Here is a 16656-nt window from a genome sequence, read left to right as displayed (position 1 = left end):
GTCAGCGGGCGCCGGCTTTCCGGTCACCACGCCGCACGCTATGCCCGATTCACCGTGCAGTCGGGCGAATCCCACCGTCTGCTGTGTCGCGACGGGTGCTGAAGGCGCGACCTGACTCATGCCGGTCCCATCTGCCTGTCGATTGCGGACATGCAGATGCTGACGGGTGAAGACCGCTACAACTGCTACAGCCTGTAGCGGTCTTCGCCCCCCTGTGGTCAGACCGCTGTGGTCAGACCGCGTGACACCAGTCGGCGAAGTTCGACAGATCCTCGCGGTCAGCTCGCTTGAGCCTCCGCAAGGTGGCAACGTCCTCTCGAACCCAAGGGTGCTCGCGGGTGTGTTGCGGAGCGAAGCGCCGCGCCTCCTTCAGGGACTCGAACGCGTCGTCCCGTAGACCCGCCCACAGTTGGGCTCGCGCGACCTCGATGCAGAAGCCCGAGCGGCGTTCGGCCGGAATGTCCCGGGGAGGGGTCCACTCATGGGCGATGTCCAATGCGCGCCGAAGGTGAGTATCGCCCAGGGAAACAGCAACCGACACCTCATGGATGCGTACCGACGACGGTCCGAACGCCGTCCCCTGATACACGCCTTCGGGCACCTCATCGCCCAGACGGTGAGCTTCAGCCAGGTGCGCCACCGCAGCATCCGCGTGTCCAGCGCGCCCAGAGATGACCGCGGCCCGCATATGGAGTGAGCCCCGTGCCGCCTTGCTCGGAACGTCGTCGGGTGCGGGAGCCGCGTCGACGGCTTGCTCCAGCGCGCGCAGCCCGGGACCGTGAGCGCGCGCCGCGAAGAACGTCTCGGTTCGTACGTAGGCAACTATCGCGTCGAGCAGAGGATCTACGGCCATTGGCGCAACCCACCTCATCAACTCGACCAGCCGTGCCGAAAGGTCTCTGTGGCCGAACTTGTAGGCGACCGCGTCCGCAGCCCGGTAGGCCGACACCAGCAGTCGGGCAACTTCCGTCTCTTCTCGTTGGTCCATGACCAGAGCGCGGGACAGTTCCTCCAGCAGCAACGGAGCGGTACGAGCAATCCGCAGGTATTGCGCTCCCACTCGCCAGTTGACCAGCTCGGCCACCGCACCGCGCAGTTCGTGCAGCGGCCGTACCGGGCCATCCTCCGGCAGGTCGTAGGCCGCGATGGCCTTCGACAGGCGGGGAACCATGTCGTGGACGCGTGAGTCTGTTCGGCCCCGGTGCCCGAGAAGACGGCTGGGGTCCACGCCGAGCGCACCTGCAAACGCGTCGAGGACGTCATCGCTAGGGTGGCGAGCGCCCCGTTCCACGGCGCGCACCATCGCGTACGAGACGCCTGCGGCAGCCGCGAGTTCGAGTTGTGTCATGTTGGCCATGCGGCGCAGGGCCGCGATGTTGCGGCCTACATCGCGCATTGGGTCTGGGACCATGCGGGTTCCCTCGGTTTGTGCAGGCGACAGCACGGTAGCGCTGACCGGCCGGGGTTCTGGGCCCCTTGGAGTATCAGGCCCCGGACGATGCGAGGAGCGGAAGCAGGTCGTGATGGCTGTCGATGTGCCAGTCCGGGGTGACATCCGGCTCGTCAGCCCACAAGTGACCCCAAGGGCCCCGTCGAATCAGGCAGGTACGTAGCCCGACGCGCTTGGCGGGAACGATGTCGTTGGCCGGATGGTCGCCCACGTACAGGATCGAGGCCGGCGCGGCGCCCGTTACCCGGATCACACGCTCGAAGAAGTCCGGATCCGGTTTGGCGACGCCCCACTCGGCAGACGTTGAGATGCTGTCGGCCGGGAGGTCGAGGGCGCGGAGGAGCCCCCCGGCCCGTGCGGTCTGGTTACCCGCGACGTGGACCGCGTAGCCGGCGTCGCGGAGGGCAGCGAGACCGGGACGTACATCCTCGTACAGATCCGAGTCGTCCAGGAACTCGCTGAGCCCTGCGCGCTCCATCTCGGCGCGCTCGGCCCGCAGGTCGATTCCGGGACGAATCAGTCTGAGTGCGTCAGCGTTGTCACGGCCCTGTGCGACGACGGCGCCGACGAGAGCGGACAGCGTGTGTCGCGGGATGTCGAGCCAGTCGGCCCACCGTCCCCAATGGCGGTCATCACGCGTGAGGGTTTCGCCGACGTCAAAGACGATGGTGGTAATCATCGCCAGCAGCCTACGGGTCCACACTCCCGGACGGCCCTTCACCAGCACGCCCCGTGTCCGCACCAGCGATCATCGGCGGTCGGCCTCCGCGTCGGAGGCGGGCACAGGGGAGCGACCCTCGCCAGGCCCCGAGTCGCGTGGCTTGGCCCGGCGCTGTGGACTCACCGCATGGCGAAGCCCGTGCTCTACCTGATCGCCTGTGCGGCAGGCCCGGCGCAGTACATCGATGACGGTGTGCGTGCCGCACAGGCCGCCGGGTGGGACACCTGCCTGATTCTGTCTCCGACCGCTGTGGGCTGGTGGGCGTCTCGTGTGGCCGAGTTGGGGGCGCTGACCGGGCACGCTGTACGGCACCGGTACACGGTGCCGGGTGAATCGGGCGGGCTGCCGAAGGCTGACGCGATGCTTGTCGCGCCGCTCACCACGACGAGCGCCTGCAAGTGGGCTGCCGGGATCACCGACACTGTCGCGTTGGGGATCCCGGCGGAGGCCGTGCATCTGGGTGTGCCGGATAGCCCGCGTCGGGGGCCGGGGGCGACGTACGCGAACTCCCCACCGGGTTCGACCCCAGGTCGCCCTTCGGAGTGCCGCCCGTCCCGTCGCCCCCCGCCCGCACCGCACAAACGTCACTGGTTTAACCGGTGACGCCGCCGACACCACCCCGAGCCTCCCGCCCCGAGCCCCCACCCCCAGCTCCCCAGCGCGTGGGCGGCGGACCCCGTGCGCTTCTGGAGCCGTTGTCGAGCCGCCGGCCCCACCCTCGGTGGACGTCGTCACCGGGAGGTCCGAATGGTGTGGGTCCGCAAGGTGCTGGGTGTGGTGTGGAGGGCGCTTTCGACGTACGGGCAGCTGTGGGTCGTGCCGTACATGAGCGAGCCGCAGCTGAGAGGGGAGCAGGCCCGGGAGCGGCAGCAAGGGACGGACGAGCAGGTACGGGCCTCCCGTTCCCCGAGGTCCACGTGGAATAGAGGCGGGCTTGAGAGAACAGGGTCAAGCTCTGGCCAAGGATGACGGGTTCGCGGTCATCCGGAAGGGGTCCCGCCCCACGGCGGGCCGCCAACGGGGATATGGGGGCGATGATGGCTGTGCCCAGGAACTTCACCGAACTCGCGGTACAGCGGATGGCGGAGCTGTCCGGCGAGACGGTCTACCAGTTCGTCCGACCCGGCCACGACGGCGACCGGCTGGAGGCGGACTCCCTCACCTACGGCGAACTGGGCCGCCGCGCGCTGCGGCTCGCCGCCTGGCTCCAGGAGCGCGGCTGCCACGGGCAGCGGGTGCTCATCCTGCACACCGACGGGCAGCAGTTCGCCGTCAGCTTTCTCGGCTGCCTGCTGGCCGGCGCCGTGGCCGTGCCCGCGCCACCGCCCGCCGGAGCCCGCCAGAACATCGAGCGCGTGGCGAACATCGTCAAGGACGCCGCCGTCAGCTACCTGATGACGGACGCGGCCAACGCCTCCGGGATCTCCCAACTGCTCGCCACCATCGGCCACTCCGAGGTGGTGTGCCTGGCCACGGACCGCGCGGAACGCGCCGCCGCCTCCGAGGGCGCGGAGAGCGACTGGCACGAGCCGGGGCTCTACCCCGACGACGTCGCCTACCTCCAGTACACCTCGGGCTCGGTGAGCGACCCCAAGGGTGTGATGATCACCCACCGCAACATGCTCGCCAATCAGGAGGCCATCCAGCAGGCCATGCGCACCGGCGCCGGCTCGGTCGTCGGCGGCTGGCTGCCCTTCCACCACGACATGGGCCTGGCGGGCCACTTGCTGCACCCGCTGTGGCTGGGCAGCCGGGGCGTGCTGATGAGCCCCACGGCCTTCGTCAAACGCCCGGCCCGCTGGCTGAACATGATCGACACCTACGGCATCACCACGGGCGGCGGCCCCAACCTCGGCTACGAGCTGTGCGTACGGCGGGTCGGCGACGAACAGATCGGCTTGCTCGACCTGTCCCGCTGGGAGACCGCCGTCAACGGAGCCGAGCCGGTACGGGCCGAGACCATGGACGCCTTCGCGCAGCGGTTCGCGCCCGCCGGGTTCCGGCGCTCGGCCTTCTACCCCTGCTACGGGCTGGCGGAGGCCACCCTCCTGGTGACCGGCGGCGTCCCGGACGAGCCCGCCAGGGAGCGCACCGTGGACGCCGCAGACCTGGAGCACCACCTGATGCGCGCGGCCCGCCCGGCGCGGGCCTCGCGCACCCTCGTCAGCTCCGGTGTCCCGCACGGCTGCGAGGTGCGCGTCGTCGATCCCGAGAGCCACGCACAGCTTCCGCCCGGCCAGGTCGGTGAGGTCTGGGTGCGCGGCGACGGCGTGGGCCACGGCTACTGGAACAGACCGATGGAGAACGCGCACGCCTTCCACGCCACCACCAGCGACGGCGCCTCGGGCTTCTTGCGCACCGGGGACCTGGGCGTGTTGGACGGCGGTGAACTCTTCGTCACCGGCCGGCTCAAGGACATCGTGATCATCGCGGGCCGCAACCTCTACCCGCAGGACATCGAGCGCAGCGTGCAGCGCGTCAGCGCGCTGTTCGGCTCCAGCGCCGCCTTCGCCGTCGAGTCCGAGCGCGACCACGTGGTCGTCGTCCAAGAGGTGCGCACCGGCCGGGACTTCGACGCCGAACTGCCCTCGCTGGCGGCGGCCGTGCAGCAGTGCGTGGCCAGGGAGTTCGAGGTCGCCGCCGAGAACGTGGTGCTCGTACGCCCCGGCACCGTGCGCAGGACCACCAGTGGCAAGCTCCAGCGCCGTGCGATGCGCCGCATGTTCCTGGAGGGCCAGATCCAGCCCCTGCACGAGGTCATCGCCCCCGAGGTCCGCAAACTGGTCGAGGCGGCGACGGGCGCCCCCAAGCCCCCGCACACCTCCGCCTCCGCCCCCGCTCCCTCGCCCGGCTCCACCTCCGCCCCCTCGCCCGGCTCCGCCTCCGCCCCCTCGCCCGGCTCCACCTCCGCCCCCTCGTCCGGCTCCGCTCCCGGCCTCGGGGAGCGCGCGTGAGCGTGCTGCGCCAGCGCGCGGAAGCCGGGCGGCCGGTGCGGGCCGTCCCTGCCCCCGTCCCCGCCCCCGCCTCCGTTCCCGCCTCCGCCCCCGCTCCTGTTCCCGCCTCCGCCCCGGCCCCTGTCCCCGCCCCCCGCTGGGCGCTGGCCGAGCGGCTCGACCGGTGGCTGGGGGACCCCGGCGACGGGGCCGGGCCGTTCAGCTACGCCGCCGCCGCGCGCGCGGACGCCGCCGAGGAGTTTCCGTGGGCGGCCTGCGCGGCCCTGGACCGGCTCGGCGTGCGGCACTACTACGTACCGGCCCAGTACGGCGGGGCCCTCACCGGGCTGCCCCAACTACTGGAGATCGTCCGTACGCTGGCCCGGCGCGATCTGACGACCGCCGTCGGGCACGGCAAGACCTTCCTCGGCGCCGTGAGCGTCTGGGTGGCCGAGGACCGCGCGGGCGCCGAGCGGCTGGCCGGGCTGGTGTGCTCCGGGGAGTCCGTCTCCCTCGGGCTCACCGAACGCACGCACGGCAGCGACCTGATGGCGGGAGAGGTCGTGGCCGAACACACCCCGGACGGCTACCGCATCAGCGGCGAGAAGTGGCTGATCAACAACGCCACCCGGGGCCGCCTGCTGTGCCTGCTGGCCCGTACCAGCGCCGAGGGCGGGCCGCGCGGCTTCAGCCTGCTGCTCGTGGACAAGGACGAACTGCCCGCCGGCACCTACCGCACCCTGCCCAAGGTGCGCACGCTGGGTATCCGCGGCGCCGACATCAGCGGTATCGCCTTCGACGGGGCGCCGGTGGGCCGCGGCTGCCTCGTCGGCCGGGAGGGGGAGGGGCCCGAGACCGTCCTCAAGTCCCTCCAGATCACCCGCTCCCTGTGCACCGCGCTCTCCCTGGGCGCCGCCGACCACGGGCTGCGGCTGGCCTACGGGTTCGCCGCCGGGCGCGAGCTGTTCGGGCGGCGGCTGCTGGACCTGCCCATGGCGCGGCGCACGCTGGCCGAGAGCTACGCCGACCTGCTCGCCGCCGAGGCCCTCAGCATCGTGGCGGCGCGCAGCATCCACACCCTGCCCGGCGAGCTGAGCGTGACCTCCGCCGTCGCCAAGTACCTCGTCCCCACGGTGGTCGACGGCCTGCTCGGACGGCTGCGCGGGGTGCTGGGCGCGCGCTCCTTCCTCAGCGACCACCACGCGCACGGCCGCTTCCAGAAGCTGGAGCGCGACCACCGCATCGTGGGCATCTTCGACGGCAACACGATGGTGAACCTGTACGCGCTCACCGCCCAGTTCCGCACTCTCGCCAGGCACCCTCCGGACGCGGCCCCGGCCCCGATTCCGGACGCGGACGCGGCACCGGCCCCGGACGCGGACGCGGCACCGGCCCCGGACCCGGCTGCCGAAGCGGGCAGGCGTCCCCAGCCGGACGCGCACCGGGTCACCTTCGGCCTGGGCGAGCCGCTGCCCGAGCTACGGCCCGGCCTGCTCAGCCTGTTCGCGCGGCACGGCAGCACCCTGGCCGCCGCGCTGCCCGCCTGCGCGGCGGCGCTGGAGACGGCCGCGGCGCACGACAAGCGGCTCGCCCTCGCGGCGCGGCAGGCCCGTATCCTGCGCGCCGCGTCCCGCGAGCTGCACGCGCGGATGGGCGCGGCCCGGCTGCTGCCCGGCGGCGCACCCGTGGAGAGCTTCGACCTCGCCCGCGGCTACAGCGCCTGCCTCGCCGCCGCCTGCGCCCTGGGCCTGTGGCAGCACAACCCGGGCCTCGGGCACGGAGATCCCGTCTGGCTGGAAGCGGTTTTGGACCGGCTCTTGAGCCGCCTGGAGGACGCTGTGCCCGGGAGCACGGGGCCGCTGCCACGGCCCCTGGGCGCCCAGGAGGAGGTCCGGGAGCCGCTGTATGAGCGGCTGCTGGAACGGATGGCCGAACAGTACGCGGCCGGGGAGCTGTTCTCGCTGCTCCCGTGCCGCACAGCGGAGGGGCCGCCATGCTGACGCCGACCCAGGCAACAGAAGAAGAGCCGACCGAGGCTGAAGAAGAAGAGGTGCGCGTCCGGTACCGCGTGGCCGACCTGGAGCGCCGCCTCGGCGACCCCGCCGACCCGGACAACCCGCTCGGACTCACCGCGCTGCTGGCCGCCGACGAGCGCGGCGAACTGCTCGCCGAAGCGGAGGACGCGCTCACCGCGTTCGGGCTCAACGCCGAGTTCGTGCCCGCCGAGTGGGGCGGCAGGCTGGAGCGGATCGACACCCTGGGCCGGGTGGTGCGCGGCGTCTTCCGCCGGGACGCCAGCCTCGGCCTCGGCTACGGCGTCACCTCCTTCCTCGCCGCCGTCGCCGTCTGGGCGGCAGGCACCCGCGAACAGCGGCGCCGGGTCGCCGCACTGCTGCTGGGCGGCGGCCGGCTCGCCATCGCCTACCACGAGCTGGCGCACGGCAACGACTTCGTCCGCAACGAGTTCCGCGCAACGCCCACCCCCGGCGGCTTCGTCCTCGACGGCGCCAAACACGTCATCAACAACGTCGAACGCGCCGAGGCACTGGTCCTCTTCAGCCGCACCGACGAGGCCCCCGGCAGCCGCAGCCACTCGGTGCTCCTCATCGAGAAGGACCGCCTCCCGGCAGGCCGGCTGCGCTACCTGCCGCGCTACGCCACCGTCGGCGTACGGGGCTGCCAGAACGCGGGCATCGAGTTCACCGACTGCCCCGTCCCGGCCGACGCGCTGGTCGGCGAGGTGGGCGACGGCGTCGAACTCGCCCTGCGCTCCTTCCAGATCACCCGCAGCGTCGTCCCCTCCATGATCCTGGGCGGCGGCGACACCGCGCTGCGCACCGCCGTCGGCTTCGCCCTGGACCGGCAGCTCTACAACCGCTCGGTGCTCCAGATCCCGCACGCCCGCGCCACCCTCGTCGGCGCCTTCACCGACCTGCTGATCTGCGACTGCCTCGCGCTGGCCGCCACCCGCGCCGTCCACCTGCTGCCGGGGGAGACCAGCGTGTACGCGGCGGCCGTGAAATACCTGCTGCCCAAGCTGCTCACCGAGACCACCTACGACCTGTCGATCGTGCTCGGCGCCAACTTCTATGTGCGGGGCGGGGAGTACGGCGCCTTCCAGAAGCACGTACGGGACCTGCCGATGATCAGCCTCGGCCACGCGGGCACCGCCGCCTGCCAGGCCACGATCATCCCCCAGCTGCCCCGGCTGGCCCGTACCGCCTGGTTCCGGGGCGAGCCCGCGCCCCGGGGCCTCTTCCGCGTCCACGACCCGCTGCCGCCGCTGGACCCCGGCCGGCTGGGGCTGGCCGCCGGGTCGGACGGGCTGGCCTGCTCGCTGGACGGGGTGGCGCGGACGCTGAGCGAGGAGTGCGGGGAGCGGCTGGGGGAGTACGCGGAGCCGCTGGCCGCGCTGGCCGGTGAGATGGAGGAGGAACTGCGCGGCCTGCAGCGCGAGTGCGCCGCCATGCCCGCCAAGGACCGCACCGTACTGGCCAGTCCGCGTGCCTACGCCATCGCCGACCGCTACGCGTTGCTGCTGGCCGCTGCGGCCTGCCTGGGCGTGTGGCGCCACCAGGGAGACCACCCGGAGGGCTGCGAGGGGGCCGGGCCGGGGGCGGGGACCGGCAGCTCCACCGGATTCCTCGCCGACCCCTGCTGGCTCGCCGTCGCCCTCGTCCGCCTGGGCAGACGCCTGGGCCGACCGCTGCCGAAGCTGCCCGAGGGCTGGGAGGAGACGCTGCTGGACGAGGTGCTGGCCCGCCACCACGAGGCCCGCAGCTACGACCTGTACGACACCCCGATAGCCGGCTGACGGCTCGCGCGCCGTCGAAACGCTGCTGAGGAGCATCACATGGTGCCGCATTCCACCGGGGCCCAGCTCCCCGAACCCGCAGGTGCCCGGCCCCAGGCCCCCGGGCGGGCGCGCGGCCGGTTCGGGGAGCGCGAGTTCGCGGACTGGCTGGCCGCCCGGCTCGGGGAGTTCCTGCAGCGCCCCGCGCACGGGATCGACCCGCGCACACCCTTCGCGGAGTACGGCCTCGACTCGGTCGCCGCGCTCAGCCTCTACGGCGACATCGAGGAGGAGTTCGCGCTCTACCTGGAGCCGACCGTCGCCTGGGACCACCCCACCGTCGAGGCACTCGCCCGCCACCTGGCCCAGGAGTACGCCGCCGCGCGGCCGGACGGCGCCCCCGGCCCCGGGGAGGTGTGACCGTGCCGTCCCCGGACCCCCGCACCCCGGGCCCCGGCGCCGCGGGCCCGCACGCCGCGAGTCCCCGTATCGCGAGTCCCCGCACCACGAGCCCGCACGCCGTGGCCGTCGTCGGCCTGGACTGCGCCTTTCCCGGCGCGCACGGGCCCGAGGGCTACTGGCGGCTGCTGACCAGCGGGCGACCAGCTGTCGGCACGCCGCCCGCCTCCCGCTTCCGGAACGGCGCCCCCGGCGCCTTCCTCACCGACGCGGACGCCTTCGACCCCGGCTTCTTCGGAATCGCCGCCGCCGAGGCCGCCGCCATGGACCCCCAGCAGCGCCTGCTGCTCCAGTGCGCCTGGCGGGCCGTCGAGGACTGCGGAGTGCCGCCGCCACAGCTGGCGGGCACCCGCACGGGCACCTACGTCGGCGCCATGTCCGACGACTGGACCCCGCTCGCCCTGGCCGACCCCGCCGGCATCACACCGCGCACCGGCACCGGCAGCGGGCGCGCGATGCTGGCCAACCGCCTCGCCTACCAACTCGACCTGCGCGGGCCCAGCCTGACCGTGGACACCGCCTGCTCCTCCTCGCTCGTCGCCGTCCACCTGGCCCGCACCGCGCTGCTGGCAGATGAGTGCGATCTCGCGCTCGCCTGCGGTGTGAACCTCGTCATCGGCACCGCGCTCGACCAGATCTACCGCCAGTCCGGGCTGGCCGCCGCCGACGGGCGCTGCAAGCCGTTCGCGGCGGCGGCCGACGGCATCGGACGCGGCGAGGGTGTCGGCGTGGTGGCCTTGCGGCGGTTGGCCGACGCGCTGCGGGACGGGGGCCCGGTGCACGCCGTCCTCCACGGCAGCGCCGTCAACCAGGACGGGCGCAGCAACGGCATCATGGCGCCGCACCGGGCCGCCCAGCGCGAGGTGATCACGGCGGCCCGCGAGCGCGCCGGGGCCGAACCGGGGCGCGTCCGCTACGTGGAGGCGCACGGCACCGGCACCGCGCTCGGCGACCTCATCGAGGTGCTCGCCCTCGACGACGCGCTCGGCGCACGGCGCGGCCCGCGCGAGAGCCCGCTGGCTCTCGGCTCGGTCAAGGCCCTCCTCGGGCACACCGAGGGGGCCGCCGGTATCGCGGGCCTGATCAAGGCCGTTCTCGCGCTGCGCGAGGGCGTAGTGCCGCCGGGCCCGGCGGCGGGCGAGGAGAACGCGCGCCTGGCGCTGGCCCGGCGCGGCATGGAACTGGTCACCGCGCCGCTGGACCTGGCGGCGGAGGGCGCCGGGTGCCGGGTGGGGGTCTCCAGCTTCGGCATGGGCGGCACCAACGCCCACCTCGTCCTCGGCCCGCCACCCGCACGTGAACCGGCGCCCGTGCCAGGCCCCGAACCGGCGCCCGCACGCGAACCGGCGCCCGCACGCGAACCGGCGCCCGTGCCGACATCGGGGCGGCCCGCATCGGACGCGGACCTGTCGGGGCGGCCCGCATCGGACGCGGGCCAAGTACCGCCGCCCGTCGCCGTGTTCACCCTCTCCGCGGACACCCCCGAGGCCCTGCGCGACAACCTCGCCGTCCAGGCGGAGGCCGCCGCCCGCACTCCGGAGCGCGATCTGGCGGCGCTGTGCCGTACGAGCAACCGCGTGCGCGCCGCGCTGCCCTGCCGCTTCGCGGCCGTCGCCGCGACGCCGGACGAACTCACGGCGGCGCTGCGCGCGGGGGCCGGGTCGGAGGCACCTTCCGACGGACCCGCCGGAGGCTCCCCCGACGGGGCCGCCGGAGGACACCTCGGAGCGCCCCCCGAAGGGCCCGGCGAACGGCCCGTCGTGGCGTTCGCGTTCACCGGGCAGGGCGCGCAGTATCCGGGGATGACGGCGGAGCTGTACGCGGCCTCGCCGCTCTACCGCCGCTTCCTGGACGAGGCGTCGGAGGCCCTTCGGCCCTGCACCGTCGAGCCGGTGCGCGAGCTGATCCTCGGCGGCGGCGATCGCGTACACCGCACCCGCAGCACCCAGCCCGCGCTCTTCGCCGTCGAGTACGCGCTGGCCATGACCCTGTGCGAGCTGGGCGTGCGGCCCGCCGCCGTGATCGGGCACAGCGTCGGGGAGTTCGCCGCGGCGGTGACGGCCGGTGCGCTGGATCTGCCGGGGGCCGCCCAACTCGTCGCGGTACGCGGCGCGTTGATGGAGGCGCTGCCCGAGGGCGGCGGCATGCTGGCGACCCGGGCCCGGGTACGGGAGGCCGAGGGGCTGGCCGAGTGCGAGCCGCTGGTGTCCGTGGCCGCCGTCAACGGGCCGGGCGCCACCGTGCTCTCCGGCGACCTGGCCGCACTGGCGCGGCTGCGTGCCGAACTGGAGCGCGGCGGGTTCGGCTGCACCCCGCTGGCCGTCTCGCACGCCTTCCACTCGCCGCTCATGGAACCGGTGCTCGACCGGTTCGCGCGGACCGCCGCGCGGGTGCCGGGCGCGGCGCCCCGGCTGCCGTTCCACTCGACGGTGTACGGCGGTCCGCCGGCGGAGGGCAGCGCACTGGACGCCGCCTACTGGACGGCGCAGATCCGGGCGACCGTGCGCTTCGAGGAGGCGGTCGGCTCGCTGTGCGCGGGGCCCGAACCGCCCACCCACATCGTGGAGATCGGCCCCAAGCCGGTGCTCACGGGGCTGCTGCGCAGGATCTCGGCCTCGCGTGGCATCCCGGCGCTGCCCGTCTGCCGCGACGCCGCCTCCGGGCCGCGCCGTCCCGCCGAGATCCTGGCCCGCCTCTACCAGGACGGGCTCGACCCCGAATGGGACGCGCTGTACGCACCCGGCGACCGCCGCACCGTACGGATGCCCGCACACCGCTTCGCCACCCGCTGGCGCTCCTGGCGACAGCAGCCGCCCGCACCCGGCGGCGCCCCGGCCACGGCGGGGGATGCCCCCGCGATGACGGGGGATGCGGACGAGCCGGCCCGCGCCAGGGAGGAGGCCGGGACCTGTGTCCGGGGGGAGGCCGGGACCTGTGTCCGGGGGGAGGCCGGGGCCGGTGTTCGGGAGGGGGCCGGGGCCGGGGCCGGGGCCGGGGCCGACGTCGCGGCCGGGGTGCGCGAGGTGGTGGCGCGGATCGTGGGAGGCGAGGCGGACGCGCTCGGTGCTCAGCTGCGCTTCTACGACGACCTCGGCTTCGACTCGGTGATGCTCATGGAGCTGAAGTACCGCCTGGAGACGCGTTTTCCCGAGCTGGGCGAGCTGTCGCTGCCCGAGCTGCTGCCCAGCCTGGTGAGCGTCGGGTCCCTCGCCGATCACGTGCGCGGCCTGCTGGCACCGGCGGTCCTCTGATGCCCCCCGGCGGCACCGCGCGCCGGGGCGGCGCCCTGCACCTGCTGGGGGTGGGCACGGCGCTGCCCGGCGAGCCCGTGGACAACGAGACGCTGGCCGCCGCGCTGGGTATCGCCTCGGAGTGGATGGAGGCTTTCATCGGCACCAGGGCCCGGCACTTCGCCGTCGATCTGGCGGGCGGACAGGTCCGCTGGACGCTGGAGGACCTGTGCACCGACGCCGCCGACCGGGCGCTGGCCGACGCGGGGGTGGAGCCGGACGGTGTCGGCTTCGTCGTGCTGGCCACCGCGACCCCCGACGCGCTGATGCCCACCACGGCCGCGTTGCTGGCCGACCGCCTCGGCATCGGCGGCACGCCCGTCTACCAGCTCCAGTCCGGGTGCACGGGCGCCGTGCAGGCGTTCGCGCTCGCCCGCGCGCTGCTGGCCGACGGGGCGGGGGGCGGCGCCCCGGGGCTGGTCGTCGGCGGTGACGTGTGCGCCAGACACCTCGACCTGCGCCAGGACTTCCGGCGGCTGCCGCCGGGCACCCTCGTCAACTACGTGCTGTTCGGGGACGGTGCGGGCGCGGCCCTCGTCGGCGCGGCGCCGGGCCCCCGTGACGCTCGCACCCGGGCCGCGCTCACGCACGTCACGCACCGCCTCGACGGGCTGGGCCTGCCGCCGGGGCAGCGGGTGGAGTGGTTCGGCGCCGCCGACCGCGCGTCGGACCGGCCCGCTGCCACCGAGGACTACAAGGCCGTCGAACAGCGGGTGCCCGTCATGGCCCTGGAGGTGCGCGACGAGCTGCTCGACGCCTGCGGATGGCCGCCCGGGAGCATCGACCACCTGCTCCCGCCGCAGCTCGGCGGCCGGATGACCGAGCGGATCGCGAGAGAGCTGAGCCACGGCCTCAAGTGGCGGGAGGTCTCCTGTGTCGCGGAGACGGGCAACAACGGAAACGCGCTCGTCTTCCTGCAACTGGAGCGGCTGCTCGACCGCATACGGCCCGGACAGCGCGCACTCGGCATCGCCATCGAGTCCAGCAAGTGGATAAAGGCCGGCTTCACCGTGGAGGCGCCCCATGTCTGAGCCCGCCCCCTCCGGTGCCCCACGTCCCGCACCCGCCGCCCTCCTGTTCCCGGGCCCCGCGGTGAACCGGCGGGCGACGGCGGCGTTCGCCCGGCCGGTGCGGATGAGCGGGCCCGAGGGACCCTGGGACCGGGTACGGGAGGCCGTCGCGCGGCACGGCAGCGTCGTCGTGCACGCGCGGCTGGCGGACTGGCTGCCGCCCGACCTGGAGGATCCCGGGCTGCGGCCGGTGCTGGGACGGGACTACGCCCGCTTCCGGTCGATGACCCACCATCAGGTCCGCTCCCGGTTCGTGGCCTCCCGGCTGCTGCTCAAGCATGTCGCCTGCGCGGTCGTCGAAGCGTCCGTGGAATCGGTCGAGCTGGCCTACAAGCCCGGCGGACGCCCCTACATGCGCGGCCTCGACCAGATCGACATCAGCCTCAGCCACACCGAGAACCTGCTGCTCGCCGGCCTCACCCGGCGCGGCTGGATCGGCGTGGACGCCGAGGCCAAGGACCGCCCCATGCTGGGCCTGGGCACCGAGCACCAGGTGTGCACGCCGTACGAGAGCCACACCCTCGCCCAGATCGCGGAGGAGCGGCGCAACGCCGCGCTGGTACGGCTGTGGACGCTGAAGGAGGCGTACAGCAAGGCCATCGGCCAGGGCATGCGCTTCCGCTTCACCGAGTTCGGCTTCGGCCCGCGAGACCGCGCGGTGCAGCAGGTGCTCAGGCCGGACGGGGCGCCCGGCACCGGCGACGAATGGGCCTTCCACACCTGCCTGGTGGACCGTGCCTACACCGTCAGCGTCGCCCTCTACGACGCCGGTTTCGGCGACACCAGTGACACGGCCGCCGCCACGATGCTCGATGCCGGGCTCATCGATGCGCTGGTGTCCGACGCGGCGGGGGACGCCGGATGAGCGCTGAGGACCGGACCGGTGGGGACCGGACCGGTGGGGACCGGACCGGTGGGGACCGGACCCGTGGAGGCGGCACCCCGCGGAGGATCCGCACCGAAGTGTGTGTCGTCGGTGGCGGGCCGGGCGGGCTCGCCCTCGCACGGGCGCTGGCCCGGCTCGGCCGGGAGGCCGTCGTGGTGGAGCGGCGCGACCCGGCCAGGAGCGCCGGGCCCGCCTTCCGGGGCGAGTCCGTCTCCCCGGACGGGGTGCGCCTGCTGGACGAACTCGGCGTGCTCGGCGGCCTGCGCGCCGCGGGGGCCGTACACCGCGTCGATCGGCTGGAGATCCAGGACGCCGGACGGCGCGTGCTGGACGTCCGCTTCGCGGACTTCCCCTACGCCTACCGCCACCCCGTCGAAATCGCCCAGCCCGCCTTGCGGTTCGCGCTCGCCGCGCCTGTCGCCCTGCCCGGCCGGTGCACCGTGCTGGCGCCCGCCACCGCCATCGCACTGCTGGGCGCGGGCCGGACCGTGACCGGCGTACGCGCGAGCACGCCCGGGGGGCCGGTCGAGATCACGGCCGCGCTGACCGTGGGCGCGGACGGCCGCTACAGCGACGTACGCCGGATGGCCGGGCTCGGCGTACACGCCCGGCGCACCCCGCTGGAACGGGACGTGATCTGGCTCAAGCTCGCCTCCCCCCAGGGCTGGGACCGCCGCGCCTACCGGGTACGCATCAGCCGGGGCAGCCACGGGCTGTTCCTGCCCAGCACCGACGGCACCGTACGGATCGGCCTCAACATCCCCAAGGGCGGGCTGCGCGCGCTGCGTTCGGGAGGAGCCGGGCCCGCCGTGCTCCGCGACCGCCTCGCCGAGCTGGCCCCCGAAGCCGCCGACGTCCTCTCCGAGGGGCTGCGCGACTGGTCGGACACCGTGCTGCTGGACATCTTCACCACGCGGGTGGCGCGCTGGTGGGCGCCCGGCGTCGTCCTCATCGGCGACGCGGCGCACACCCTCTCGCCCGTCCTCGGCCAAGGCGTCAACCACGCGCTCGCCGACGCCGTCGCGCTCGCGCCCCTGGTCGCGGACGCGCTGGAGAACGGCGCCGCCCGACCGGTCGGCAGGACCGTGCCGGACGGGGTACTGGAGCGCTTCCAGCGCGGCCGGGAGCGGGACGTGGCGCGCTCGCGGGCTCTGCAACTGCGCCAGGAGCGGATGTTCACCCTGGCCGCACCGGCGGCGGCCGTGGTGCGCAGATCCGTCTACCGCGCCCTCAACTCCAGCCGGACACTCCAGCGCCGGGTACTGGCCCCCGCCTACTTTCCGGGACAGCGCCCGCTGCCGCGTGCCGCAGCCGCAGCCGCCGCCGCCGCCGGTGTCCCCCTTGCCGCCGTCCCCCTTGCCGCCGTCCCCGAGGAGGGGAAGCCCCGATGAGCGCACCGCCACCGCCCTCTCTGGCCGAACTGCGGGCCCTCGCCCCCCTGCACGCCCGGGCCCAGGGCATCTCGCGCGTGCGCGCCACGCTGCTGGGCTCGGCCCTGCGCGGTCTGGGCGTTCACCCGGTACGGCGCGCGGTACCGGGGCTCGCGGGGGGCCGTCCGGCCGGCCCGCGAGGCGGAGGGGTGCACGGGAGGCGCGGGGGGCGCGGGAGGCGGGTGCGCGGATGAACGGCTGGACCTGGCGCAGCCCTGGGGGCCGTGCGCTGAGCGCGGCGGTCAGCGTGGCCGCGTTGTGCGCGGGGGCGCGTGCCCCGGGCCCCCGCAGCCGCCGTGCGCTGTGGACCTGCGCCCTCCTCCCGGACGTGGCCCTGCTGTACGGCATCGCCTCCGCCCCGGCCTTCGACCCGCTGCCGCGTTACGCGGTACGCCCGTACAACGCCCTGCACTCGCCCGGTGTCCCTCTGGCCCTGCTGGGCGCCGCCCGGCTCCTCGGCAGCGGTGAGCTGTGCGCGGCGGGCTGCGGCTGGCTGGCCCATATCGGGGTGGACCGGGCGTGCGGATATGGCCCCCGGGCGGCGGACGGCTCACGCCGGTGAGGCCGGACCGGACCGCCTCATAGGGTATTTACGCACGCGAATCCGACGGAGCGGACCCCGAG

General features: G+C 74.3%; 12 protein-coding genes and 1 pseudogene. 11 read left to right on the top strand and 2 right to left on the bottom strand.

The annotated features are described in order from the left end of the window. Nucleotides 1–232: 232 nt before the first annotated feature. Both ABD339_RS05020 and ABD339_RS05015 read right to left on the bottom strand, forming a co-directional pair. Nucleotides 233–1396: a helix-turn-helix domain-containing protein gene (locus ABD339_RS05020; RefSeq protein WP_344562571.1), complete on the bottom strand. Its 1164-nt coding sequence runs from the start codon at nucleotides 1394–1396 to the stop codon at nucleotides 233–235. An 88-nt stretch (nucleotides 1397–1484) separates the two neighbouring features. Then, nucleotides 1485–2129 (bottom strand): HAD family hydrolase, encoded by a 645-nt coding sequence (locus tag ABD339_RS05015; protein ID WP_344562569.1) that lies wholly within the window; start codon nucleotides 2127–2129, stop codon nucleotides 1485–1487. 168 nt (nucleotides 2130–2297) lie between these two features. Between ABD339_RS05015 and ABD339_RS05010 the strand changes: the two are divergent. From ABD339_RS05010 to ABD339_RS04960, 11 genes and pseudogenes are all read left to right on the top strand, one after another. Continuing rightward, nucleotides 2298–2639, top strand: a pseudogene (locus ABD339_RS05010) (flavoprotein); the annotation flags it as partial. A 569-nt stretch (nucleotides 2640–3208) separates the two neighbouring features. Further along, the gene (locus tag ABD339_RS05005) at nucleotides 3209–5125 is read left to right on the top strand and encodes an AMP-binding protein (protein WP_344562568.1); all 1917 of its coding nucleotides are present in this window, start codon (nucleotides 3209–3211) and stop codon (nucleotides 5123–5125) included. Then, nucleotides 5122–7104 (top strand): acyl-CoA dehydrogenase family protein, encoded by a 1983-nt coding sequence (locus tag ABD339_RS05000; RefSeq protein WP_344562566.1) that lies wholly within the window; start codon nucleotides 5122–5124, stop codon nucleotides 7102–7104. The genes ABD339_RS05005 and ABD339_RS05000 overlap by 4 nt, the downstream gene beginning before the upstream one ends. Continuing rightward, a complete protein-coding gene (locus ABD339_RS04995) occupies nucleotides 7098–8918 on the top strand; it encodes an acyl-CoA dehydrogenase family protein (RefSeq protein WP_344562564.1) in 1821 nt (606 codons plus the stop codon). The genes ABD339_RS05000 and ABD339_RS04995 overlap by 7 nt, the downstream gene beginning before the upstream one ends. 39 nt (nucleotides 8919–8957) lie before the next feature. Next, nucleotides 8958–9317: an acyl carrier protein gene (locus ABD339_RS04990; RefSeq protein WP_344562563.1), complete on the top strand. Its 360-nt coding sequence runs from the start codon at nucleotides 8958–8960 to the stop codon at nucleotides 9315–9317. 2 nt (nucleotides 9318–9319) lie between these two features. Further along, the gene (locus tag ABD339_RS04985; RefSeq protein ID WP_344562562.1) at nucleotides 9320–12607 is read left to right on the top strand and encodes a type I polyketide synthase; all 3288 of its coding nucleotides are present in this window, start codon (nucleotides 9320–9322) and stop codon (nucleotides 12605–12607) included. After that, complete coding sequence (locus ABD339_RS04980; protein ID WP_344562561.1) at nucleotides 12607–13677, top strand: beta-ketoacyl-[acyl-carrier-protein] synthase family protein; 1071 nt, start codon at nucleotides 12607–12609, stop codon at nucleotides 13675–13677. Before ABD339_RS04985 ends, ABD339_RS04980 begins: the two co-directional genes overlap by 1 nt. Then, nucleotides 13670–14581, top strand: a complete 912-nt coding sequence (locus ABD339_RS04975) for a 4'-phosphopantetheinyl transferase family protein (RefSeq protein ID WP_344562559.1) — start codon at nucleotides 13670–13672, stop codon at nucleotides 14579–14581. Before ABD339_RS04980 ends, ABD339_RS04975 begins: the two co-directional genes overlap by 8 nt. Nucleotides 14582–14679: 98 nt before the next feature. Beyond that, nucleotides 14680–15993 carry an FAD-dependent monooxygenase gene (locus ABD339_RS04970; RefSeq protein ID WP_344562557.1) on the top strand — a complete coding sequence of 438 codons (1314 nt, stop codon included), beginning with the start codon at nucleotides 14680–14682 and terminating at the stop codon, nucleotides 15991–15993. Beyond that, nucleotides 15990–16226, top strand: a complete 237-nt coding sequence (locus ABD339_RS04965) for a hypothetical protein (protein ID WP_344562555.1) — start codon at nucleotides 15990–15992, stop codon at nucleotides 16224–16226. The genes ABD339_RS04970 and ABD339_RS04965 overlap by 4 nt, the downstream gene beginning before the upstream one ends. Beyond that, nucleotides 16223–16594, top strand: a complete 372-nt coding sequence (locus tag ABD339_RS04960; protein ID WP_344562553.1) for a DUF4260 family protein — start codon at nucleotides 16223–16225, stop codon at nucleotides 16592–16594. The genes ABD339_RS04965 and ABD339_RS04960 overlap by 4 nt, the downstream gene beginning before the upstream one ends. The last annotated feature ends 62 nt before the right edge of the window (nucleotides 16595–16656 follow it).

It is taken from the genome of Streptomyces axinellae (assembly GCF_039532135.1).
In the GTDB taxonomy this organism is placed as follows: Bacteria; Actinomycetota; Actinomycetes; order Streptomycetales; family Streptomycetaceae; genus Streptomyces; species Streptomyces axinellae.
The sequence above is the reverse complement of the archived record's forward strand: the minus strand, read 5'-3'. Positions and strand labels throughout refer to the sequence as shown.

Excerpts from the sequence above, each read along its gene's own strand:
- ABD339_RS05020 (WP_344562571.1), bottom strand. The coding sequence starts at position 1,396 with ATGCGCGATGTAGGCCGCAACATCGCGGCCCTGCGCCGCATGGCCAAC.
- ABD339_RS05015 (WP_344562569.1), bottom strand. The coding sequence starts at position 2,129 with ATGATTACCACCATCGTCTTTGACGTCGGCGAAACCCTCACGCGTGAT.
- ABD339_RS05005 (WP_344562568.1), top strand. The coding sequence starts at position 3,209 with ATGGCTGTGCCCAGGAACTTCACCGAACTCGCGGTACAGCGGATGGCG.
- ABD339_RS04995 (WP_344562564.1), top strand. The coding sequence starts at position 7,098 with ATGCTGACGCCGACCCAGGCAACAGAAGAAGAGCCGACCGAGGCTGAA.
- ABD339_RS04990 (WP_344562563.1), top strand. The coding sequence starts at position 8,958 with ATGGTGCCGCATTCCACCGGGGCCCAGCTCCCCGAACCCGCAGGTGCC.
- ABD339_RS04980 (WP_344562561.1), top strand. The coding sequence starts at position 12,607 with ATGCCCCCCGGCGGCACCGCGCGCCGGGGCGGCGCCCTGCACCTGCTG.
- ABD339_RS04975 (WP_344562559.1), top strand. The coding sequence starts at position 13,670 with ATGTCTGAGCCCGCCCCCTCCGGTGCCCCACGTCCCGCACCCGCCGCC.
- ABD339_RS04965 (WP_344562555.1), top strand. The coding sequence starts at position 15,990 with ATGAGCGCACCGCCACCGCCCTCTCTGGCCGAACTGCGGGCCCTCGCC.
- ABD339_RS04960 (WP_344562553.1), top strand. The coding sequence starts at position 16,223 with ATGAACGGCTGGACCTGGCGCAGCCCTGGGGGCCGTGCGCTGAGCGCG.